The organism is Enterobacter sp. MF024 (genome assembly GCF_005843915.1).
Taxonomy (GTDB): Bacteria; Pseudomonadota; Gammaproteobacteria; order Enterobacterales; family Enterobacteriaceae; genus Enterobacter; species Enterobacter barmai.
The window spans coordinates 175,955-197,593 of sequence record NZ_VCBB01000009.1; the positions used below are offsets into that span (position 1 = coordinate 175,955).

A 21,639-nucleotide genomic window follows, 5' to 3' on the forward strand; every position below is an offset into this window, starting at 1 on the left:
TCTCCTCCGTCATGCTTAGAAAAATGCATGACGGAGGAAGCCATGAAAGTGAAACCCCTGACGGAAGCCGATATCACTGCGGAATCCGTTTTTATGCTCAAGCGCCGCCAGATCCTCAAGATGCTGGGGATAGGCGCCGGTGCGCTGACGCTCTCACCCCTCGCCCAGGCCGATCTGCTGGACTGGTTTAAGGGCAACGATCGTCCGAAAGCGCCCCCAGGAAAGCCCCTCACCTTTACCCAGCCCGCGCAGTGGCAAAGCCAGCTGGCGAAAACCCCGGAAGAGAAAGTGACGGGCTACAACAACTTCTATGAGTTCGGCCTGGATAAAGCCGACCCTGCCGCCAACGCCGGAAGCCTGAAAACCAACCCCTGGACGCTGAAAATCGACGGCGAAGTGGCAAAACCGCTGACCCTGGATTACGACGATCTCACTAAGCGCTTCCCGCTGGAGGAGCGCATCTACCGCATGCGCTGCGTCGAGGCCTGGTCGATGGTGGTGCCGTGGATCGGTTTTCCGCTGCATAAACTGCTGGCCCTGGTGGAGCCCACCAGCGATGCAAAGTATGTCGCCTTCCAGACCCTTTACGCCCCGGAAGATATGCCCGGCCAGAAAGATCGGTTTATCGGCGGCGGGCTCGATTACCCGTATGTAGAAGGGTTACGTATTGATGAGGCGATGCATCCCCTCACGCTGCTCACCGTCGGCGTGTATGGTAAAGCGCTCCCGCCGCAAAACGGCGCGCCCATCCGCCTGACCGTACCCTGGAAGTATGGCTTCAAGGGGATTAAATCTATCGTCAGCATCAAGCTGACCCGCGAGCGTCCGCCGACTACCTGGAACCTGGCCGCACCGAACGAGTACGGTTTTTACGCCAACGTGAACCCGCACGTCGATCACCCGCGCTGGTCGCAGGCCACGGAGCGCTTTATCGGCTCAGGCGGTGCGCTGGATGTGAAGCGTCAGCCCACGCTGCTGTTTAACGGCTATGCCGATCAGGTCGCATCACTCTATCGCGGCCTCGACTTAAAGGAGTTTTTCTAAGTGCGTCTGACGGCAAAACAGATTACCTGGCTGAAGGTGGCCCTGCATCTTGCAGGGTTGCTTCCTTTTATATGGCTATTCTGGGCCGTCAGCCACGGCGGCTTCAGCGCCGACCCGGCCAAAGATATCCAGCACTTTACCGGCAGGACCGCGCTGAAGTTTTTACTGGCGACCCTGCTGGTGTCGCCCCTGGCGCGCTACGCAAAACAGCCGCTGCTGATCCGCACCCGCCGTCTGTTAGGCCTGTGGTGCTTCGCCTGGGCGACGTTACATCTCACCAGCTATGCGTTACTGGAGCTGGGCATTAATAATCTGGCCCTGCTGGGGAGCGAACTGGTGACCCGTCCTTACCTGACGCTCGGGATTGTTAGCTGGGTGATTTTGCTGGCATTAACCCTCACATCCACGCAGTACGCCCAGCGAAAACTGGGAAGGCGCTGGCAACTTCTGCATAATTTTGTCTATCTTGTCGCGATCCTCGCGCCCATCCACTACCTTTGGTCAGTGAAAATCCTCTCGCCGCAGCCGATCGTCTATGCGCTGCTGGCTGTAGGGCTTCTGGCATGGCGATATAAGAAGTTTCGCCAGTGGTGGCGATAATGAACGAAACTGTGCGTATTCCCGCAGATCGTTTACCCTTCCCGGGCATTTATCCGAATGCTGTTGATAATCTTCCCTGATAAGACCAGTATTTAGCTGCCAAATGCTACGAAATCGTTATAATGTGCCACTTTGGTTTCCCCGACGGGTTTTTCGTAGCCTGAGAGGGTGACAATCGCGCATCGAAGGTATATTTTGTTTTTTACCGTAGATTCGCAGGAGATAGCGGCACAATGGCTGACAAGTTTCACATCTTAGTTTTGAACGGGCCGAACCTGAATATGCTCGGCACCCGTGAACCCGAGAAGTACGGCACGCTGACGTTAACCCAGATTGTTAACCGTTTGGATAGCGAAGCAGCGGCGCTTAATGTGGAACTTGACCATTTTCAGTCGAACGCGGAGTACGCACTCATCGACCGAATTCATCAGGCTAAAGACACCACGGACTATATCCTGATCAATCCGGCCGCGTTTACGCACACCAGTGTTGCTATTCGCGACGCGCTGCTGGCAGTGAGCATCCCGTTTATTGAGATCCACCTCAGCAACGTGCATGCGCGGGAGCCGTTCCGCCACCACTCCTACCTGTCGGATATCGCCGCTGGCGTTATCTGTGGACTGGGGGCTGACGGTTATTCATTCGCTTTACAGACAGCGGTAAAACGCCTGTCACAATCACACTAAACAAAGAGTACGGAACCCACTCATGGATATTCGTAAGATTAAAAAACTGATCGAGCTGGTTGAAGAATCAGGCATCTCCGAACTGGAAATTTCTGAAGGCGAAGAGTCTGTACGCATCAGCCGTGCAGCGCCAAACGCAAGCTTCCCGGTTATGCAACAAGCTTACGCTGCACCAATGATGCAGCAGCCAGCTCTGTCTAACGCTGTCGCGCCAGCGGCTACTCCAGCAATGGAAGCGCCAGCAGCAGCGGAAATCAGTGGCCACATCGTACGTTCCCCAATGGTTGGTACTTTCTACCGCACCCCGAGCCCGGACGCTAAAGCGTTCATCGAAGTGGGCCAGAAAGTTAACGCGGGCGATACCCTGTGCATCGTTGAAGCCATGAAAATGATGAACCAGATCGAAGCTGACAAGTCAGGTACTGTGAAAGCGATTCTGGTCGAAAGTGGTCAGCCGGTTGAATTTGACGAGCCGCTGGTCGTCATCGAGTAACGAGGCGAACATGCTGGATAAAATTGTTATCGCCAACCGCGGCGAGATTGCCCTGCGAATCCTTCGTGCCTGTAAAGAACTGGGCATCAAGACCGTCGCTGTGCACTCAAGCGCGGACCGCGATCTGAAACACGTATTACTGGCGGATGAGACGGTCTGTATTGGCCCGGCTCCGTCCGTAAAAAGCTATCTGAATATCCCGGCAATCATCAGCGCCGCTGAAATCACCGGCGCGGTGGCTATTCACCCGGGTTACGGCTTCCTCTCTGAGAACGCCAACTTTGCTGAACAGGTAGAGCGTTCCGGCTTTATCTTCATCGGCCCGAAAGCTGACACCATCCGCCTGATGGGCGACAAAGTGTCTGCGATCACCGCCATGAAGAAAGCAGGCGTTCCTACCGTACCAGGCTCCGACGGCCCACTGGGCGACGATATGGATGCTAACCGTGCCCATGCAAAACGCATCGGTTACCCGGTAATCATCAAAGCGTCCGGCGGCGGCGGCGGTCGTGGTATGCGCGTTGTGCGCAGCGACGCTGAACTGGCCCAGTCCATCTCCATGACCAAAGCGGAAGCAAAAGCAGCTTTCAGCAATGACATGGTTTATATGGAAAAATACCTCGAAAACCCACGCCACATCGAAATTCAGGTGCTGGCAGACGGTCAGGGTAACGCTATCTATCTGGCAGAACGCGACTGCTCCATGCAGCGTCGTCACCAGAAAGTGGTCGAAGAGGCACCAGCACCGGGCATCACCCCGGAACTGCGTCGCTACATCGGCGAGCGCTGCTCTAAAGCCTGTGTGGATATCGGCTATCGCGGTGCAGGTACTTTCGAGTTCCTGTTCGAAAACGGCGAGTTCTACTTCATCGAGATGAACACCCGTATTCAGGTTGAACACCCGGTTACCGAAATGATCACCGGCGTTGACCTGATCAAAGAGCAGCTGCGTATCGCTGCGGGTCAGCCACTGTCCATCAAACAGGAAGAAGTGATCGTCAAAGGCCATGCGGTGGAATGCCGTATCAACGCCGAAGACCCGAACACCTTCCTGCCAAGCCCGGGTAAAATCACGCGTTTCCACGCGCCGGGTGGTTTTGGTGTGCGCTGGGAGTCTCATATCTACGCCGGTTACACCGTACCGCCGTACTATGACTCAATGATCGGCAAGCTGATCTGCTACGGCGAATCCCGTGACGTGGCGATTGCCCGCATGAAGAACGCCCTGCAGGAGCTGATCATCGACGGCATCAAAACCAACGTTGATCTGCAGATGCGTATTATGACTGACGAGAACTTCCAGCATGGTGGCACCAACATCCACTATCTGGAGAAGAAACTCGGTCTTAATGAAAAATAAGCACAGATAAGCAGCAAAAGGCCGGTTAATCCGGCCTTTTTTATTTCTGGGGGTTGCGAAGCCCCATAAGGTACAATCCCCGCTTTCTTTTTCCACAAGGGACAAAAAATGGACAAACGTTTTGTTCAGGCCCATAAAGAAGCGCGATGGGCGCTGTGGTTAACCCTTCTTTATCTCGCCGCATGGTTAGTGGGCGCTTACCTACCTGGTTCTGCAATTGGTATCACCGGTCTGCCTCACTGGTTTGAGATGGCCTGCCTGCTGATCCCGCTGGTGTTTATTGTGCTCTGCTGGGCGATGGTGAAATTCATCTATCGCGATATTCCGCTGGAGGATGACGATAATGCAGCTTGAAGTGATCCTGCCCCTCGTCGCGTATCTGTTTATCGTTTTTGGCCTCTCCGTGTACGCCATGCGCAAACGTACCACCGGCACCTTCCTGAACGAGTATTTCCTCGGCAGCCGCTCGATGGGCGGCATTGTGCTGGCGATGACCCTGACCGCCACCTATATCAGCGCGAGTTCCTTTATTGGCGGCCCGGGTGCGGCCTATAAATATGGCCTGGGCTGGGTGCTGCTGGCGATGATCCAGCTGCCCGCCATCTGGCTTTCGCTCGGCATTCTGGGGAAAAAATTCGCTATCCTGGCGCGTCGCTACAATGCCTTGACCCTCAACGACATGCTGTTTGCCCGCTATCAGAGCCGCCTGCTGGTCTGGCTTGCCAGCCTGAGCCTGCTGGTGGCCTTCGTCGGTGCCATGACCGTGCAGTTCATCGGCGGCGCGCGTCTGCTTGAAACCGCAGCCGGTATTCCCTATGAAACGGGCCTGCTGATTTTTGGTATCAGTATCGCGCTGTACACTGCCTTTGGCGGCTTCCGCGCCAGCGTGCTCAACGACACCATGCAGGGCATGGTGATGCTGATTGGCACCATCGTGCTGCTGGTGGGCGTGGTCCATGCGGCGGGCGGGTTAACCCACGCGGTGGAAACGCTGCAGACTATCGACCCGAAACTGGTTTCACCGCAGGGCGCGGACGACATTCTGTCCCCGACCTTTATGACCTCCTTCTGGGTGCTGGTCTGCTTCGGGGTGATTGGCTTACCGCATACCGCCGTGCGCTGCATCTCCTATAAAGACAGTAAAGCGGTGCATCGCGGGATTATCATTGGCACCATCGTGGTGGCGATCCTGATGTTCGGTATGCACCTTGCCGGCGCTCTGGGCCGGGCGGTGATCCCGGACCTGACCGTGCCGGATCTGGTCATTCCGACCTTAATGGTAAAAGTATTGCCCCCCTTTGCTGCCGGGATCTTCCTTGCCGCGCCAATGGCGGCGATCATGTCGACAATTAATGCTCAACTGCTGCAAAGTTCCGCTACGATCATTAAAGATCTCTACCTGAACATGCACCCGGAGCAGATGAACAACGAGCGCCGCCTGAAGCGGATGTCCGCTGCAATCACCCTGGTTCTGGGCGCGTTGCTGCTGCTGGCCGCGTGGAGACCGCCAGAGATGATCATCTGGCTGAACCTGCTGGCGTTTGGTGGCCTGGAAGCCGTGTTTCTCTGGCCGCTGGTGCTGGGGCTGTACTGGGAGCGCGCCAATGCTGCCGGTGCGCTGAGCGCGATGATCGTCGGTGGCGTGCTGTATGCCGTGCTCGCCTCCTTTAAGATCCAGTACCTGGGCTTCCATCCGATTGTGCCTTCGTTACTGCTAAGTTTGCTGGCGTTTGTGGTGGGGAACCGTTTCGGTCAACCCGCTCCGCAGACCGCCGTCATTTCTACTGATAAATAAAGAGTTTTGCCATGCCGTGGATCCAACTGAAACTGAATACGACCGGCGCTAACGCCGAAGAGATGAGCGATGCGCTGATGGAGGCTGGTGCGGTCTCAATCACCTTCCAGGACACGCATGACACGCCGGTGTTTGAACCGCTGCCGGGTGAAACGCGCCTGTGGGGCGATACCGACGTCATCGGGCTGTTTGATGCTGAAACCGATATGGCCGACGTGGTCATGATTCTGGAAAATCATCCGCTGCTGGGCGCAGGCTTTGCGCACAAGATCGAGCAGCTGGAAGACAAAGACTGGGAACGCGAGTGGATGGATAACTTCCACCCGATGCAGTTCGGCAAGCGTCTGTGGATCTGCCCGAGCTGGCGCGACGTGCCGGATGAAAATGCGGTCAACGTCATGCTCGATCCGGGCCTCGCGTTTGGAACTGGCACGCACCCGACGACCTCTCTGTGTCTGCAGTGGCTGGATGGTCTGGATCTGGACGGTAAAACGGTGATCGATTTTGGCTGTGGCTCCGGTATTCTCGCCATCGCCGCCCTGAAGCTGGGTGCGGCAAAAGCCATCGGGATCGACATCGATCCGCAGGCGATTCAGGCCAGCCGCGACAACGCCGAACGTAACGGCGTCTCCGATCGTCTTGAACTCTATCTGCCGAATGACCAGCCACAGGCCATGAAAGCCGACGTGGTGGTCGCAAACATTCTGGCCGGTCCATTACGTGAACTGGCGCCGTTAATCAGCGTGCTGCCCGTTGAGGGCGGTCTGTTGGGCCTTTCCGGTATTCTCGCCAGCCAGGCTGAGGGCGTATGCGAGGCGTACGCCGATCTGTTCACTCTCGATCCGGTGGTGGAGAAAGAAGAGTGGTGCCGCATAACCGGTCGTAAAAAATAGAGCGTTATTCGTTTGCCTGTTTTTTAAACCGCTCCTATGGTTAAAGACCAGGCAACCCATAGACGAAGATCATGTTCTAAAATGAGACGCAGATCGCAAAGAACCGGGGAAATCTGCTGTTAAAAACAGCAGATTATTCGGCTTTAGGTTTCATTAATTAAGAAAAAACGAGAAGTTTTAGGAAATTGTAAGCGGCCATAAAATCGCCACTCACATTTAAGTGAATGATTTATATCGCATATAATTTTGGCTGTTGTGCTTTGTCCCTGATTCCATGATCTGTAACAGGGGATTGTTCAAAGTTTGGCCTTTCATCTCGTGCAAAAAATGCGTAAGATACGCCGCCTTGCAGTCACAGTATGGTCATTTCTTAACTCATGCGCATCGGAAACCACCAGCTCAGAAATCGCCTGATCGCAGCACCTATGGCAGGTATTACCGACCGACCATTCAGGACGCTGTGCTATGAGATGGGAGCAGGACTAACCGTTTCAGAGATGATGTCGTCTAACCCGCAGGTTTGGGAAAGCGATAAATCCCGTCTTCGGATGGTGCATATTGACGAACCAGGTATCCGCACCGTGCAAATCGCCGGGAGCGTGCCTGAAGAGATGGCAGATGCCGCGCGTATCAACGTGGAGAGTGGCGCCCAGATTATTGATATCAATATGGGTTGCCCGGCCAAAAAAGTGAATCGCAAGCTTGCAGGTTCAGCCCTTCTGCAATACCCCGACCAGGTGAAGTCAATCCTGACGGCGGTTGTCAGCGCAGTGGACGTTCCTGTTACGTTAAAGATTCGCACGGGTTGGTCGCCGGATCACCGTAACTGTGTAGAGATTGCCCAACTGGCCGAAGACTGTGGCATTCAGGCCCTGACCATACATGGACGCACACGCGCCTGTTTGTTCAACGGCGAAGCTGAATACGACAGCATTCGGGCAGTTAAGCAGAAAGTTTCCATTCCGATTATCGCGAATGGCGACATTACTGACCCGCTTAAAGCCAGAGCTGTGCTCGACTATACAGGGGCTGATGCTCTGATGATAGGACGTGCGGCTCAGGGAAGACCCTGGATCTTTCGGGAAATCCAGCATTATCTGGACACTGGGGAGTTGCTTGCCCCGCTGCCTCTGGCAGAGGTTAAGCACTTGCTATGCGCACATATTCGGGAACTGCACGACTTTTATGGTCAGGCTAAAGGGTACCGAATCGCGCGTAAACACGTATCCTGGTATCTCCAGGAACACGCTCCGGATGACCAGTTTCGGCGCACATTCAACGCCATAGAGGATGCCAGCGAACAGCTGGAGGCGTTGGAGGCATACTTCGAAAATCTTGCGTAATGAAATAAAGAGCTGACAGAACTATGTTCGAACAACGCGTAAATTCTGACGTACTGACCGTTTCCACCGTTAACTCTCAGGACCAGGTAACTCAAAAGCCCCTGCGTGACTCGGTTAAACAGGCACTGAAGAACTATTTTGCTCAACTGAATGGTCAGGACGTCAACGACCTGTATGAGCTGGTACTGGCTGAAGTTGAACAGCCCCTGTTGGACATGGTGATGCAATACACCCGTGGTAACCAGACCCGTGCTGCTCTGATGATGGGCATCAACCGTGGTACGCTGCGTAAGAAACTGAAAAAGTACGGCATGAACTAATTTCGATTAGCTAAATGCTTGTATAAAAAGGCGCTACTCGGCATGGGGACGCGCCTTTTTTTATGCCCCGCTTTCCCCCATTTTTTAACCCCCGTGACGCCGTTTCAAAGCGAAACGTAAACATCCGTCTGCCCACTTCTCAGCCGCTATTTTTCGTGTATATTTCCTGCACTCTTGTCAATTGTTCCCGGAAATTCCGAATGATCCGTAAGTATTGGTGGTTAGTCGTCTTCGCGATTAGCGTTTTCCTTTTCGATGCGCTGTTAATGCAGTGGATTGAGTTGATGTCTACGGAAACAGACCAATGCCGCAACATGAATTCGGTGAATCCACTCAAGCTGGTCAATTGCTCAGATCTGGATTAAACACCCGTTTTTCCTCGAAAAATGTGCGGGTTTAAAACCCTTTGAGGCATCTCCATTGGATGATAATGTCTCAGCCCGTCTCACCCGGTATCACGTAATACCCCACTGTGTATGAGTTGATGAGATCATGCTGGTTAGCCAATACGACCAACTTCTTGTGGTTATCTCCTTTGTCGTCGCGATCCTTGCATCCTATACCGCGCTGAATATGGCAGGGCGGGTTGCCGGCAGCACCGGCGTCGCGGCACATGTCTGGCTGACGGGCGGCGGTATCGCCATGGGGATCGGGATCTGGGCCATGCACTTTATCGGCATGCTGGCGATGGATATCTCCATGCGGATGAACTACGACCTGCTGATAACCGCTCTCTCCATGCTGATTGCCATCTTCGCCTCTCTGTTCGCCCTCTGGCTGGTGAGCCGCGACCATTTACGCAGGCGGCGCTTGTTTACCGGTGCGGTGATTCTGGGTGCGGGCATCGTGGCGATGCACTACACCGGCATGGCCGCATTACAGGTTGAGCCTGCTATCGTCTGGCACATGCGCTGGGTTGCGCTGTCGGTGGTTATCGCCCTGCTCGCCTCGCTGGCTGCCCTGTGGCTGACGTTTCGTCTGCGTCGCGATGCCGCCCAGGTGGCGCTGATGCGTGCGGGCGCCGCCGTGCTGATGGGCGTTGCCATTGCCGGCATGCACTATACCGGCATGAAGGCCGCCCAGTTCCCGTTGCAGGTGCATATGCATCATCAGGGAGTGAACGGCAGCTGGCTGGCGGTGCTGGTGAGCGTCGTCGCGCTCTCTATTCTGGGCATCACGCTGCTGGTCTCGATGTTTGATGCCCGACTGCAGGCCCGCACCTCCCTGCTCGCCTCATCGCTGGCGGAAGCCAACCGCGAGCTGGCACAGCTGGCACTGCACGATACGCTGACCCGCTTGCCGAACCGCGTGCTGCTGGAGGACCGTCTCGATCAGGCGATCAACAAAGCCGATCGTGAAGAGAAACTGTTTGCCCTGCTGTTTATGGATCTGGATGGCTTCAAAGCCGTTAACGATGCCTACGGACATGATACGGGCGACAAGCTGCTGGTGGCGGTCACGGAGCGTCTCGAACAGCCGCTGAAGGGCCAGTACACCCTCGCCCGCATTGGTGGCGATGAGTTTGTGCTGCTCGCCGAGATCGACGCGCCGAACGATGCCGCATCGCTTGCCAGCTCGCTGGTGCATGTTATCGATCAGCCCTTCAGCCTTGAGCTGTACGATCTGGTGGTGACCCTCAGCGTAGGGATTGCCATCTATCCCCACGATGGCAAAAACCAGCGCGAGCTGATGTTTAACGCCGATGCGGCGATGTATCACACCAAGCATATGGGGCGTAACGGCTACCACTTCTTCCAGCCGTCGATGAATGCCCTGGCACAAAATCAGCTGCAGCTGATGAACGATCTGTGGCTGGCGCTGGAGCGCAAGGAGCTGCATCTGGTGTATCAGCCCAAGTTCCAGGCACCGGTTGGCCCCATTGTCGGCTTTGAAGCCCTGCTGCGCTGGCAGCATCCTACGCAGGGTCTGTTATCTCCCGATCAGTTCCTGCCGATGGCGGAAAAGAGCGGGCTGATCATTCCTATCGGCAACTGGGTGATTGATGAGGCCTGTCGTCAGCTGCGCGCCTGGCATCTTGAAGGCCATACCGAATGGTCGATGGCGGTGAACCTCTCCACGCTACAGTTTGAGCAGCCCCAGCTGGTTGACACGGTCATGGGCAGCCTGGTGCGGCACTCAATTCCGCCGCATACCCTGATTCTGGAAGTGACCGAAACCACGGCCATGAACAACCCTGATGAGAGCGTACGGGTGCTGACGGAACTGACCCAGGCCGGGGTAAAAGCCTCAATCGATGATTTCGGCACCGGCTATTCCAGCCTGCTGTATCTGAAAAAGCTGCCCGCCTGCGAGCTGAAAATCGATCGGGCGTTTGTGAAAGATCTCAACAGCGCGGGTGATGATGCGACTATCGTGTCTGCCATTGTCGCGTTGGCAAAGACGCTCAACCTGAAGGTGGTGGCCGAAGGGGTGGAAACCGAGGAGCAGCAGAACTTTTTGACCGAACTCGGATGCAATACGCTGCAGGGCTATCTGCTGGGTAAACCGGTCTCGGCGCAGACCATCAACGCCCTGAGCCACGATCCGCAGGCGATGCTGGCACAGCAAATGTAACGCGATGCCGCTACGATGCGGCGTCGTATAACCTGTGTGGTCGGTGGGCAACCGGTAACGTTGAGAAGATATTGTCCACCAGCTCAGGGGCCTGCTGATACAGATCCACTCTTTCCGGGTTCATTAGCCAGTTTTTAATGAGCCCGGAAAAAAAACCATGAAAAACAATTAACGTCGTGTCGATATTGATCTCTGCTGAGACGCTACCGAGAATAATGCATTGCTGCAACATTTCACGAACGTTTTCATAGTTGAAACCGATCCTTTCCCGAATTTGACTCTCTAAAATCATCCCCCGGTCAAATTCACATTTGTGATAGAGGATCTGCAATAAAGCTCGCTGGCGACGATCCCGGGCAATATATTGCAAAGCCATAACAAACTGCTCACGCAAAATTAATAACGGATCGCTTTGTTCAACCTGCGATAGCCGGGCATGAATTATCTCGCGCAGCGGTCGTTGCTCCTGCCAGATAGCGTTGAATATTTCGGCTTTACTGGTGAAGTGCCAGTAAACGGCCCCCCGCGTCAGGCAGGCGGCATCGGCGATATCCGTCAGCGTGGTGCTGGCAACGCCCCGCGCGGCAAACTGTTCTATCGCAGCCTCAATCAGTAACTGACGTGTCTTCTGTGCCTCGGCCTTGGTTTTGCGCGCCATAGAAAATCGCTCATTTAACAGGTTAATGACTTTTACAGAACAACGGTGATGACCGTCAGAGGGCCAATTATCCATCAGTCTGGAAAATAATGATGAACAAAAAAAGTTAACTCAATTAATTTATAAATCACCGTGATGTTTACTCTATATTTAATTCATAAAACATATGAACCCATCTAAAGCAAAAGTGGCAACGATACATAGCCAGACGTGCTATACCGTTGTTTACTCTCACTCCGCGCCAATTTTTTTATCCTCATTTCATTCTCAGCACTTATAAATCAAAAACTCGCCCGGCCATTCTTTATTATGGCGCCCGCCGTTTTCCGTTTACCTCTCCTTAACGCTTAACCCTGTGGGTTAATGCGGATTGATGATTTTGAAGGAATAGTCATGACGCCTAATTTCAGGTTTTTACCTTTATCCGGTTTTATCATCGGTGCCGCATTGCTCGTGGGTTGTGACGATCATGCCGGACAGGCACAGCTGCCGCCGACGCCGCAGGTGATGGTACATGTAGTGAAAAGCGCCCCCCTGGCGGTGACCACCGAGCTGCCAGGCCGGACCGACGCTTACCGCGTCGCCGAAGTTCGCCCGCAGGTCAGCGGCATTGTGCTGAAGCGCAACTTCACGGAAGGCAGCGATGTAAAAGCCGGTGAGTCGCTATATCAGATCGATCCGGCCACCTACCAGGCGGCCTATGACAGTGCTATGGGCGAGCTGGCCAAAGCCAAAGCCGCCGCCAGCATTGCCCACCTGACGGTGAAACGCTATGTCCCCCTGGTCGGTACGCAGTACGTCAGTAAGCAGGAATACGACCAGTCCGTGGCTAACGCCCGCCAGGCTGATGCCTCGGTGATGGCGGCCCAGGCCGCGGTCGAAACTGCACGCATCAACCTGGCCTACACCAAAGTGACGTCGCCCATCAGCGGGCGGATTGGTAAATCCAGCGTCACCGAGGGGGCGCTGGTCGCTAACGGACAGGCCACGGCGCTGGCCACGGTCCAGCAGCTCGATCCGATTTATGTCGATGTCACGCAGTCCAGCAACGATTTTATGCGCCTCAAGCAGTCCAGCCTGCAGACCGGCGAAGGCACCAGCAGCGTACAGTTGCTGATGGAGAATGGTCAGCCGTACCCGCTGAAAGGCTCGCTGCAGTTCTCGGATGTCACCGTGGATGAGAGCACCGGCTCCATTACCCTGCGGGCGATTTTCCCCAACCCGCAACACATCCTGCTGCCCGGCATGTTTGTCCGCGCGCGCATCAATGAAGGTACCCAGCCGCACGCGATCCTGGTTCCACAGCAGGGCGTTACCCGCACCCCACGCGGTGAGGCCAGCGTGATGGTGGTGAACGCTAAAAACCAGGCCGAAGCCCGTAACGTTGTCGCCCCTCAGGCGATTGGCGATCAATGGCTGGTCACGGACGGCTTACACGAAGGCGATCGGGTGATTATCAGCGGGCTGCAAAAAGTGCGTCCTGGCGTCGCGGTAGTGGCAACGCCGGACACCGCCGCGCAGAAAGCGGGATAAGGAACAGAGCATGGCTAACTTCTTTATTCAGCGCCCGATCTTTGCGTGGGTGCTTGCCATCATCCTGATGATGGCGGGCGGGCTGGCGATCCTGAAGCTGCCGGTGGCGCAGTATCCCACCATCGCGCCCCCTGCCGTGGCTATTTCGGCCACCTATCCCGGCGCGGATGCTCAGACGGTGCAGGACACGGTGACCCAGGTTATCGAGCAGAACATGAACGGCATCGATAACCTGATGTACATGTCCTCCACCAGCGACTCTGCGGGCAGCGTGACCATCACCCTTACCTTCCAGTCCGGCACCGACCCTGATATTGCCCAGGTGCAGGTGCAGAACAAATTGCAGCTGGCGATGCCCTTACTGCCGCAGGAAGTGCAGCAGCAAGGGATTGGCGTGGAGAAGTCGAGCAGCAGCTTCCTGCTGGTGGCCGGTTTTGTCTCGGACAATAAAAACCTGAGCCAGGACGATATCTCTGACTATGTGGCCTCTAACGTCAAGGATGCGATCAGCCGCACCTCCGGGGTGGGCGACGTTCAGCTGTTTGGCGCCCAGTATGCGATGCGTATCTGGCTGGATGCGAATAAGCTGAATGCCTACCAGCTGACGCCAGTAGACGTGATTAACCAGTTAAAAACCCAGAACAACCAGATTGCGGCCGGTCAGCTTGGCGGTACGCCGTCGGTGCCGGGCCAGCAGCTCAACGCCTCGATCATCGCCCAGACGCGACTGAAAACCGCCGAAGAGTTCGGCAACATCACCCTGAAGGTCAACCAGGACGGGTCGATGGTGCATCTGAAAGATGTCGCCCGCATTGCGCCCGGCGGTGAAAACTACAACATGGTGACCAAAATCAATGGTCAGGCGGCGACCGGGCTTGGCATCAAGCTGGCTACCGGTGCCAACGCGCTGGATACCGCCGCGGCGATCAAAACCAAGCTGGCGCAGCTGCAGACCTTCTTCCCGCAGGGGCTGAAGGTGGTCTATCCCTATGACACCACGCCGTTTGTGAAGATCTCCATTCATGAAGTGGTGAAGACGCTGTTTGAAGCCATCATTCTCGTTTTCCTCGTGATGTACCTGTTCCTGCAAAACCTGCGCGCCACGCTGATCCCGACCATTGCCGTACCGGTGGTGCTGTTGGGTACTTTTGCGGTGCTGGCGGCGTTTGGCTTCTCAATAAACACCCTGACCATGTTTGGCATGGTGCTGGCGATAGGCTTGCTGGTGGATGATGCCATCGTGGTGGTGGAGAACGTCGAGCGCGTCATGGTGGAGGAGAAGCTCCCGCCGAAAGAGGCGACGCAAAAATCGATGTCGCAGATTCAGGGTGCGCTGGTAGGGATCGCCATGGTGCTGTCGGCGGTATTTATCCCGATGGCCTTTTTTGGCGGTTCCACCGGGGCGATCTATCGCCAGTTCTCCCTGACCATCGTCTCGGCGATGGCGCTTTCGGTGCTGGTGGCGCTGATCCTGACGCCCGCCCTGTGTGCCACTCTGCTTAAGGCACCCAGCGAGCATCATGAGAATAAAGGCGGCTTCTTCGGCTGGTTCAACGCCCTGTTCGACAAGAGCGTGGCGCATTACAGCAATAGCGTCAGCCATATTCTGCGCAAGACCGGTCGCTATCTGGTGGTCTATGTCCTGATTGTCGGCGGCATGGCGGTGCTGTTCCTGCGTCTGCCTACCTCGTTCCTGCCGGAAGAGGATCAGGGCGTCTTTATGACGATGGTGCAGCTCCCGGCGGGTGCCACCCAAACCCGCACCCAAAAGGTGCTGGATCAGGTTGAGCACTACTACCTCAACAATGAGAAGGCCAACGTGGCGTCGGTCTTTACCGTTAATGGCTTTAGCTTCAGCGGCCAGGGCCAGAATGCCGGGGTGGCGTTTATCAGCCTTAAGCCCTGGGAGGAGCGCCCCGGTGCCGAAAACAGCGTCGGTGCTATCGTCAGCCGGGCAACGCGGGCCTTCAGCCAGATCAAAGACGGGCTGGTCTTCCCGTTCAACCTGCCCGCAATCATCGAACTGGGTACCGCAACGGGCTTCGATTTCGAACTGATCGACCAGGCCAACCTGGGCCATAACCAGCTGACGCAGGCCCGAAACCAGCTGCTGGGCATGATTAAAGAGCATCCCGATATGCTGGTGCGCGTGCGACCCAATGGCCTGGAGGATACCCCGCAGTTCAAGCTGGATATCGATCAGGAGAAAGCGCAGGCGCTGGGCGTCAGCGTGGCGGACATCAACCAGACCATCTCCACCGCGCTGGGTGGAACTTATGTGAACGACTACATTGACCGTGGCCGGGTGAAAAAGGTCTATGTCCAGGCGGATGCCCGCTTCAGGATGCTGCCGGAGGATATCAATCGCCTGTATGTTCGCAGCGCCAGTGGTCAAATGGTGCCGCTCTCCGCATTCAGCCAGTCGCACTGGATCTACGGCTCGCCGCGCCTGGAGCGCTATAACGGCTCCCCTTCGATGGAGATCCTCGGCGAAGCCGCACCCGGGAAGAGTACCGGTGAAGCCATGGTGCTAATGGAAAAACTGGCGGCGAAACTGCCGACCGGGATCGGCTATGACTGGACGGGCATGTCTTACCAGGAGCGGCTCTCCGGCAACCAGGCGCCTGCCCTGTATGCCATCTCGCTGGTGGTGGTGTTCCTCTGTCTGGCGGCGCTGTATGAGAGCTGGTCTATTCCGTTCTCGGTAATGCTGGTGGTGCCACTGGGGGTGGTGGGTGCTCTGCTGGCCGCTTCCCTGCGTGGGCTGAATAATGATGTCTATTTCCAGGTAGGGCTGCTCACCACTATCGGCCTGTCGGCGAAGAACGCCATCCTGATTGTCGAGTTTGCCAAAGATCTGATGGAGAAGGAGGGCAAAAGCATTATTGAAGCCACGCTGGAGGCGTCACGTATGCGTCTTCGTCCCATCCTGATGACCTCGCTGGCGTTTATCCTTGGCGTGTTGCCGCTGGTTATCAGCCACGGGGCGGGCAGCGGCGCGCAAAACGCCGTCGGTACCGGGGTGATGGGCGGCATGCTTTCGGCAACCCTGCTGGCGATATTCTTTGTGCCGGTCTTCTTTGTAGTGGTGCGAAGACGCTTTACGCGTCATCATGAGCAGTAACAGATAAAGGCGCTTCGGCGCCTTTTCTTTTGATAATAAACAGAGAGTTAGGCTTACCTATTTATTTAACTTATTAATTAGCGGCACAATGAATTGTTTGCTTATGGATTTAAGAGTCTTCTTTTTAATCTTCCGCTCTCCCTAATCTCTCCATTTTTAACGCGTCAGGCTGGGTATTTCTCCATATTTTTTACAATCCAAATAATTTGAGATTATTCACTCTACATGGCGAATTTGCAGCGGTGGTAAAATAGCCACCAGCTTTGCAGAAGACGTTCCTGACTATATCGCAAAGTTAGATTTCATTTTGAGGTAACACCATGAAAAGATTCATTTCGGTTGCACTCCTTGCTGCGTTGCTTGCTGGTTGCGCGCATGATTCTCCGTGCGTACCGGTATACGACGATCAGGGCAGACTGGTTCATACCAATACCTGTATGAAGGGCACCACGCAGGATAACTGGGAAACCGCCGGGGCGATCGCAGGTGGCGCAGCAGCCATTGCAGGCCTGACACTGGGTATCATTGCCGTATCCAAGTAATCCAGAAAGCGCGGCTCCGGCCGCGCTTTTGCTTTTCAAATTTAGGTTAATTAATAAATCTGAATCTGCTCACATCTTTTTCCCGCATTATTTTCTTTCGCTATTCACGCACTAAATCATCACGTCATTAATGTGTTTCATCATCCGACTTTTGCTCTGATTTGTGGCGCAGGTTGTAATTTCGCACCATTTCAGGGCGCTCGATTTAATTATCACTGTCTACACTCTGCTTTACGCGTTGCGTAATCAATTCTTACGTTAAATGCAAAAACTGGCATCACGTTTGCTTTATTAACGTCGGCCACAGCCACAGACAGGTTAAAGCGTTTATAAACGCCTCACTATAACGATAATTTTCGCCACACAGGATGCATTATGAAAAAGATGATGATGGCCAGCCTCGCCGCTGCAGGTGTGCTTATTGCGATTTCCGGCCAGGCTCAGGCGGGTGCGACTCTGGATGCTGTTAAACAAAAAGGTTTTGTGCAGTGCGGGATCAGTGACGGCCTGCCAGGTTTCTCTTACGCAGACGCCAACGGTAAGTTCTCCGGAATTGATGTCGACGTATGTCGCGGCGTTGCCGCTGCGGTATTTGGCGATGACACGAAGGTGAAATATACCCCGCTGACGGCTAAAGAGCGCTTTACCGCCCTGCAATCCGGCGAAGTGGATATGCTTTCACGTAATACTACCTGGACCTCATCACGTGATACCGGAATGGGCATGTCATTCACCGGCGTGACCTATTACGACGGCATTGGTTTCCTGACGCACAATAAAGCGGGCCTGAAAAGTGCGAAGGAGCTGGATGGTGCGACGGTTTGTATTCAGGCTGGCACTGACACTGAACTGAACGTCGCCGATTATTTCAAAGCCAATAACATGAAATATACCCCGGTGACCTTCGACCGATCTGACGAATCCGCCAAAGCGCTGGAATCGGGTCGCTGCGATACTCTCGCGTCGGATCAGTCACAGCTGTACGCGCTGCGGATCAAGCTGAGCAATCCGGCGGAATGGATTGTGCTGCCAGAAGTGATCTCCAAAGAGCCGCTGGGCCCGGTGGTCCGCCGCGGTGATGATGAATGGAACTCGGTGGTTCGCTGGACGCTGTTCGCCATGCTCAATGCTGAAGAGATGGGCGTTAACTCGAAGAACGTCGATGAGAAAGCCGCCAATCCGACCACGCCGGATATGGCCCATCTGCTGGGTAAAGAGGGTGACTACGGCAAGGATCTGAAGCTGGATAACAAGTGGGCGTACAACATCATTAAAAAAGTGGGTAACTACGCGGAAATCTTCGAGCGCAACGTGGGTTCTGAGAGCGCGCTGAAGATCAGCCGTGGTCAGAACAACCTCTGGAACAATGGCGGCATTCAGTACGCACCGCCAGTACGCTAAGCATCTTGCTGTAACGGGCACTGCCAGCGCGGTGCCCAGTCCAGAGTCATGGTTACCCGAGGTTTTATATGTCCCATCGCCGCTCAGCCCTGAAAGGAGCCCTCTCCTTTTCTAATCCTGCGGTTCGCGCCTGGCTGTTTCAGATCCTCGCTGTTCTCGCTGTTCTGGCCGTCGCGATCTACCTGTTCCACAATACTGTTACCAACCTGAGCACACGCGGCATTACGTCGGGCTTTGCCTTCCTGGACCGAAGTGCAGGGTTTGGCATTGTTCAGCATCTTATTGATTACAGTGAAGGCGATACCTACGGCCGCGTATTCCTGGTTGGCCTGATGAATACCCTGCTGGTCTCAGCGCTATGCATTGTGTTTGCTTCCCTGCTGGGCTTTTTCCTCGGGCTCGCGCGTCTCTCTGATAACTGGCTGCTGCGTAAGCTCTCCACACTTTATATTGAGACGTTCCGTAACATCCCGCCGCTGCTGCAGATCTTCTTCTGGTATTTTGCCGTACTGCGCAACCTGCCTGGCCCGCGTCAGGCAGTAGATGCTTTCGATCTGGCCTTTTTAAGCAACCGCGGCCTCTATATACCGGCGCCGCAGATTGCCGAAGGGATGCTGGCATTGCTGGCCGCGCTGGCGTGCACGATCATGGTGTCGGTTGCGCTGTTTCGCTATAACCGCATGCATCAGATTAAAACCGGGCAGCTCCGGCGCACCTGGCCTGTCACACTGGCCTTGCTGGTGATCCTGCCATGGATTGCACATACGGTATTCGGCCCGGCGATACACTGGGATGTTCCGCAGCTGAAAGGATTTAACTTCCGCGGCGGCATGGTATTGATCCCCGAGCTGGCCGCCCTGACGCTGGCGCTTTCGATCTATACCTCGGCCTTTATCGCAGAAATTATTCGCGCCGGTATCCAGGCCGTTCCGCATGGTCAGCATGAGGCCGCACGCTCGCTTGGGCTTCCGAACCCGGTCACTTTGCGCCAGGTCATCATTCCCCAGGCGCTGCGGGTGATCATTCCGCCGCTGACCAGTCAGTATCTCAATATCGTGAAAAACTCGTCTCTCGCGGCTGCGATTGGCTATCCCGATATGGTCTCGCTGTTTGCCGGAACCGTTCTTAACCAGACCGGACAGGCCATCGAAACCATCGCCATTACGATGTCGGTTTACCTGATTATCAGCCTGACCATTTCACTGTTGATGAATATCTATAACCGTCGCATCGCTCTGGTTGAACGCTAAGGAACCATGATGACAAAAGCCGTCTTGTCTCACCCTGCGCGTCCGGCCACAACCGGCAACGGACGCGCCATCACATGGGCTCGTAAAAACCTGTTTTCCAGCTGGAGCAACAGCTTGCTGACTTTGCTGTGCTTCTGGCTGATGTGGGAACTCATCCCGCCGCTCATCAACTGGGCATTTTTGCAGGCTAACTGGGTCGGAACCACCCGCGCCGACTGCACGAAAGAGGGGGCCTGCTGGGTCTTTATTCACCAGCGCTTCGGCCAGTTTATGTATGGGCTCTACCCGCACGACCAGCGCTGGCGCATCAATCTCGCGCTGCTTGTCGGACTGCTCTCCATTGTCCCCATGTTCTGGAAGGGGTTGCCGCAGCGTGGACGCTACATCGCCTGTTGGGCGGTGATCTATCCCCTGATCGTCTGGGGACTGTTATATGGCGGCATTCTGGGGCTGGATCGCGTTGAAACCCGCCAGTGGGGCGGCCTGACGCTGACGCTGATTATTGCCTCGGTGGGTATTGCCGGCGCACTGCCATTAGGGATTTTGCTGGCGCTGGGACGCCGGTCAACCATGCCGGTCGTGCGCGTCCTCTCGGTCATTTTCATCGAGTTCTGGCGCGGCGTTCCGCTTATCACCGTGCTGTTTATGTCTTCGGTGATGCTGCCGCTGTTTATGGCGGAAGGCACCACCATCGACAAACTGATCCGTGCTTTGGTCGGCGTCATTCTGTTCCAGTCCGCCTATGTTGCCGAGGTCGTGCGCGGCGGGTTGCAGGCGCTGCCAAAGGGCCAGTATGAAGCCGCCGAATCGCTGGCGCTGGGTTACTGGAAAACGCAGGGACTGGTGATCCTGCCCCAGGCGCTGAAGCTGGTGATCCCGGGCCTGGTGAATACCATCATTGCGCTGTTCAAGGACACCAGTCTGGTGATCATCATCGGATTATTCGATCTTTTCAGTAGCGTGCAGCAGGCTACCGTCGACCCTGCCTGGCTGGGCATGTCGACAGAAGGCTATGTTTTTGCAGCACTTATCTACTGGATTTTCTGTTTTAGCATGTCGCGCTACAGCCAGCATCTGGAAAAGCGCTTTAACACCGGGCGTACACCGCACTGAGGAACCTATGAGCCAGATAACTATGACCCCCGCTGACGCGATGATTACGCTGGATAATGTGAATAAGTGGTACGGGCAATTTCACGTTCTGAAAGACATTAACCTGAAGGTACAACAAGGCGAGCGTATTGTCCTTTGTGGACCTTCAGGGTCGGGTAAATCAACAACTATTCGCTGTATCAACCATCTGGAAGAGCATCAGCAGGGACGGATTGTGGTGGATGGTATCGAGCTGAACGACGATATTCGCAACGTTGAGCGTGTCCGCCAGGAAGTGGGCATGGTGTTCCAGCATTTCAATTTATTCCCCCATCTGACCGTGCTGCAGAACTGCACTCTGGCGCCCATTTGGGTGCGTAAGATGCCGAAAAAGGAGGCTGAAGCACTCGCCATGCATTACCTGGAGCGGGTACGCATTGCAGAACATGCCCACAAGTTTCCGGGGCAGATTTCAGGTGGACAGCAGCAGCGCGTGGCCATCGCCCGCTCTCTGTGCATGAAACCTAAAATCATGCTGTTTGATGAACCCACCTCAGCGCTCGATCCTGAGATGGTTAAAGAGGTGCTGGATACGATGATAGGGCTGGCGCAATCGGGAATGACCATGCTCTGCGTCACGCACGAGATGGGTTTCGCCAGAACCGTTGCAGACCGGGTGATCTTTATGGATCGCGGAGAGATTGTTGAGCAGGCCCCGCCGGAGGAGTTTTTCTCCAATCCAAAATCAGAACGTACGCGGGCATTTTTGTCGCAGGTTATTCACTAATGCTAGCCGGCCCGGTGGCGCATGCGCCCCGGGCTTTACGTTTTTAGGGCGCAGAAATGCAAAAAGGCCATCCTTTCGGATGGCCTTTTCACTTAATTGATGTCTGGCAGTTCCCTACTCTCGCATGGGGAGACCCCACACTAC

At 55.2% G+C, this 21,639-nt stretch carries 20 protein-coding genes; 19 read left to right on the forward strand and 1 reads right to left on the reverse strand.

Going from position 1 to position 21,639, the window contains the following annotated elements; genetic code table 11:
* The first annotated feature begins 42 nt into the window (after positions 1 to 42).
* The 12 genes from msrP to FFB58_RS15305 all read left to right on the forward strand — a co-directional run bounded on the left by msrP (position 43) and on the right by FFB58_RS15305 (position 11,108).
* Entirely contained in the window at positions 43 to 1,044 is a 1,002-nt protein-coding gene (gene msrP, locus FFB58_RS15250) for a protein-methionine-sulfoxide reductase catalytic subunit MsrP (protein ID WP_138370327.1), read from the forward strand.
* Positions 1,045 to 1,644, forward strand: coding sequence for a protein-methionine-sulfoxide reductase heme-binding subunit MsrQ (gene msrQ, locus FFB58_RS15255; protein WP_138370328.1), 600 nt, complete (start codon positions 1,045 to 1,047; stop codon positions 1,642 to 1,644).
* A gap of 233 nt (positions 1,645 to 1,877) precedes the next feature.
* Entirely contained in the window at positions 1,878 to 2,330 is a 453-nt protein-coding gene (gene aroQ / locus FFB58_RS15260) for a type II 3-dehydroquinate dehydratase (RefSeq protein ID WP_039030645.1), read from the forward strand.
* 22 nt (positions 2,331 to 2,352) lie between these two features.
* Positions 2,353 to 2,823, forward strand: a complete 471-nt coding sequence (accB, locus tag FFB58_RS15265) for an acetyl-CoA carboxylase biotin carboxyl carrier protein (RefSeq protein ID WP_039030646.1) — start codon at positions 2,353 to 2,355, stop codon at positions 2,821 to 2,823.
* A gap of 10 nt (positions 2,824 to 2,833) precedes the next feature.
* A complete protein-coding gene (gene accC, locus FFB58_RS15270) occupies positions 2,834 to 4,183 on the forward strand; it encodes an acetyl-CoA carboxylase biotin carboxylase subunit (protein WP_039030647.1) in 1,350 nt (449 codons plus the stop codon).
* Between the two features lie 108 nt (positions 4,184 to 4,291).
* Positions 4,292 to 4,537 carry a YhdT family protein gene (locus FFB58_RS15275; RefSeq protein ID WP_039030648.1) on the forward strand — a complete coding sequence of 82 codons (246 nt, stop codon included), beginning with the start codon at positions 4,292 to 4,294 and terminating at the stop codon, positions 4,535 to 4,537.
* Complete coding sequence (panF, locus tag FFB58_RS15280; protein WP_138370329.1) at positions 4,527 to 5,978, forward strand: sodium/pantothenate symporter; 1,452 nt, start codon at positions 4,527 to 4,529, stop codon at positions 5,976 to 5,978. Before FFB58_RS15275 ends, panF begins: the two co-directional genes overlap by 11 nt.
* An 11-nt stretch (positions 5,979 to 5,989) precedes the next feature.
* Complete coding sequence (prmA, locus tag FFB58_RS15285) at positions 5,990 to 6,871, forward strand: 50S ribosomal protein L11 methyltransferase (protein ID WP_138370330.1); 882 nt, start codon at positions 5,990 to 5,992, stop codon at positions 6,869 to 6,871.
* Between the two features lie 377 nt (positions 6,872 to 7,248).
* Positions 7,249 to 8,214, forward strand: a complete 966-nt coding sequence (dusB, locus tag FFB58_RS15290) for a tRNA dihydrouridine synthase DusB (protein WP_039030651.1) — start codon at positions 7,249 to 7,251, stop codon at positions 8,212 to 8,214.
* Positions 8,215 to 8,237: 23 nt separating this feature from the next.
* Entirely contained in the window at positions 8,238 to 8,534 is a 297-nt protein-coding gene (gene fis, locus FFB58_RS15295) for a DNA-binding transcriptional regulator Fis (RefSeq protein WP_000462905.1), read from the forward strand.
* Positions 8,535 to 8,734: 200 nt separating this feature from the next.
* Positions 8,735 to 8,899: a DUF2556 family protein gene (locus tag FFB58_RS15300; protein WP_039030652.1), complete on the forward strand. Its 165-nt coding sequence runs from the start codon at positions 8,735 to 8,737 to the stop codon at positions 8,897 to 8,899.
* Positions 8,900 to 9,026: 127 nt separating this feature from the next.
* Positions 9,027 to 11,108, forward strand: a complete 2,082-nt coding sequence (locus FFB58_RS15305) for a bifunctional diguanylate cyclase/phosphodiesterase (protein WP_138370331.1) — start codon at positions 9,027 to 9,029, stop codon at positions 11,106 to 11,108.
* A gap of 10 nt (positions 11,109 to 11,118) precedes the next feature.
* On the opposite strand, the gene envR is transcribed toward FFB58_RS15305, so the two are convergent.
* Positions 11,119 to 11,766 (reverse strand): acrEF/envCD operon transcriptional regulator, encoded by a 648-nt coding sequence (gene envR, locus FFB58_RS15310; RefSeq protein ID WP_138370332.1) that lies wholly within the window; start codon positions 11,764 to 11,766, stop codon positions 11,119 to 11,121.
* A gap of 393 nt (positions 11,767 to 12,159) precedes the next feature.
* On the opposite strand from envR, the gene FFB58_RS15315 reads away from it, so the two are divergent.
* The 7 genes from FFB58_RS15315 to FFB58_RS15345 all read left to right on the forward strand — a co-directional run bounded on the left by FFB58_RS15315 (position 12,160) and on the right by FFB58_RS15345 (position 21,495).
* Entirely contained in the window at positions 12,160 to 13,299 is a 1,140-nt protein-coding gene (locus tag FFB58_RS15315) for an efflux RND transporter periplasmic adaptor subunit (RefSeq protein WP_039030655.1), read from the forward strand.
* A gap of 10 nt (positions 13,300 to 13,309) precedes the next feature.
* On the forward strand, positions 13,310 to 16,423 hold the full coding sequence (locus FFB58_RS15320; protein WP_138370333.1) for an efflux RND transporter permease subunit: 3,114 nt from the start codon (positions 13,310 to 13,312) through the stop codon (positions 16,421 to 16,423).
* Between the two features lie 320 nt (positions 16,424 to 16,743).
* Complete coding sequence (locus tag FFB58_RS15325) at positions 16,744 to 16,965, forward strand: lipoprotein (protein WP_039030657.1); 222 nt, start codon at positions 16,744 to 16,746, stop codon at positions 16,963 to 16,965.
* Between the two features lie 375 nt (positions 16,966 to 17,340).
* A complete protein-coding gene (locus FFB58_RS15330) occupies positions 17,341 to 18,366 on the forward strand; it encodes an amino acid ABC transporter substrate-binding protein (protein ID WP_039030658.1) in 1,026 nt (341 codons plus the stop codon).
* 68 nt (positions 18,367 to 18,434) lie between these two features.
* Positions 18,435 to 19,616, forward strand: a complete 1,182-nt coding sequence (locus tag FFB58_RS15335; protein ID WP_039030659.1) for an amino acid ABC transporter permease — start codon at positions 18,435 to 18,437, stop codon at positions 19,614 to 19,616.
* Positions 19,617 to 19,625: 9 nt separating this feature from the next.
* Positions 19,626 to 20,729, forward strand: coding sequence for an amino acid ABC transporter permease (locus FFB58_RS15340; protein WP_039030660.1), 1,104 nt, complete (start codon positions 19,626 to 19,628; stop codon positions 20,727 to 20,729).
* 7 nt (positions 20,730 to 20,736) lie between these two features.
* A complete protein-coding gene (locus FFB58_RS15345; RefSeq protein ID WP_138370334.1) occupies positions 20,737 to 21,495 on the forward strand; it encodes an amino acid ABC transporter ATP-binding protein in 759 nt (252 codons plus the stop codon).
* The last annotated feature ends 144 nt before the right edge of the window (positions 21,496 to 21,639 follow it).

What these genes read in the sequence shown, in the direction of transcription:
- msrP (WP_138370327.1), top strand. Translation starts at nt 43, where the DNA reads ATGAAAGTGAAACCCCTGACGGAAGCCGATATCACTGCGGAATCCGTT.
- aroQ (WP_039030645.1), top strand. Translation starts at nt 1,878, where the DNA reads ATGGCTGACAAGTTTCACATCTTAGTTTTGAACGGGCCGAACCTGAAT.
- accB (WP_039030646.1), top strand. Translation starts at nt 2,353, where the DNA reads ATGGATATTCGTAAGATTAAAAAACTGATCGAGCTGGTTGAAGAATCA.
- accC (WP_039030647.1), top strand. Translation starts at nt 2,834, where the DNA reads ATGCTGGATAAAATTGTTATCGCCAACCGCGGCGAGATTGCCCTGCGA.
- FFB58_RS15275 (WP_039030648.1), top strand. Translation starts at nt 4,292, where the DNA reads ATGGACAAACGTTTTGTTCAGGCCCATAAAGAAGCGCGATGGGCGCTG.
- panF (WP_138370329.1), top strand. Translation starts at nt 4,527, where the DNA reads ATGCAGCTTGAAGTGATCCTGCCCCTCGTCGCGTATCTGTTTATCGTT.
- prmA (WP_138370330.1), top strand. Translation starts at nt 5,990, where the DNA reads ATGCCGTGGATCCAACTGAAACTGAATACGACCGGCGCTAACGCCGAA.
- dusB (WP_039030651.1), top strand. Translation starts at nt 7,249, where the DNA reads ATGCGCATCGGAAACCACCAGCTCAGAAATCGCCTGATCGCAGCACCT.
- fis (WP_000462905.1), top strand. Translation starts at nt 8,238, where the DNA reads ATGTTCGAACAACGCGTAAATTCTGACGTACTGACCGTTTCCACCGTT.
- FFB58_RS15300 (WP_039030652.1), top strand. Translation starts at nt 8,735, where the DNA reads ATGATCCGTAAGTATTGGTGGTTAGTCGTCTTCGCGATTAGCGTTTTC.
- FFB58_RS15305 (WP_138370331.1), top strand. Translation starts at nt 9,027, where the DNA reads ATGCTGGTTAGCCAATACGACCAACTTCTTGTGGTTATCTCCTTTGTC.
- envR (WP_138370332.1), bottom strand. Translation starts at nt 11,766, where the DNA reads ATGGCGCGCAAAACCAAGGCCGAGGCACAGAAGACACGTCAGTTACTG.
- FFB58_RS15315 (WP_039030655.1), top strand. Translation starts at nt 12,160, where the DNA reads ATGACGCCTAATTTCAGGTTTTTACCTTTATCCGGTTTTATCATCGGT.
- FFB58_RS15320 (WP_138370333.1), top strand. Translation starts at nt 13,310, where the DNA reads ATGGCTAACTTCTTTATTCAGCGCCCGATCTTTGCGTGGGTGCTTGCC.
- FFB58_RS15325 (WP_039030657.1), top strand. Translation starts at nt 16,744, where the DNA reads ATGAAAAGATTCATTTCGGTTGCACTCCTTGCTGCGTTGCTTGCTGGT.
- FFB58_RS15330 (WP_039030658.1), top strand. Translation starts at nt 17,341, where the DNA reads ATGAAAAAGATGATGATGGCCAGCCTCGCCGCTGCAGGTGTGCTTATT.
- FFB58_RS15335 (WP_039030659.1), top strand. Translation starts at nt 18,435, where the DNA reads ATGTCCCATCGCCGCTCAGCCCTGAAAGGAGCCCTCTCCTTTTCTAAT.
- FFB58_RS15340 (WP_039030660.1), top strand. Translation starts at nt 19,626, where the DNA reads ATGACAAAAGCCGTCTTGTCTCACCCTGCGCGTCCGGCCACAACCGGC.
- FFB58_RS15345 (WP_138370334.1), top strand. Translation starts at nt 20,737, where the DNA reads ATGAGCCAGATAACTATGACCCCCGCTGACGCGATGATTACGCTGGAT.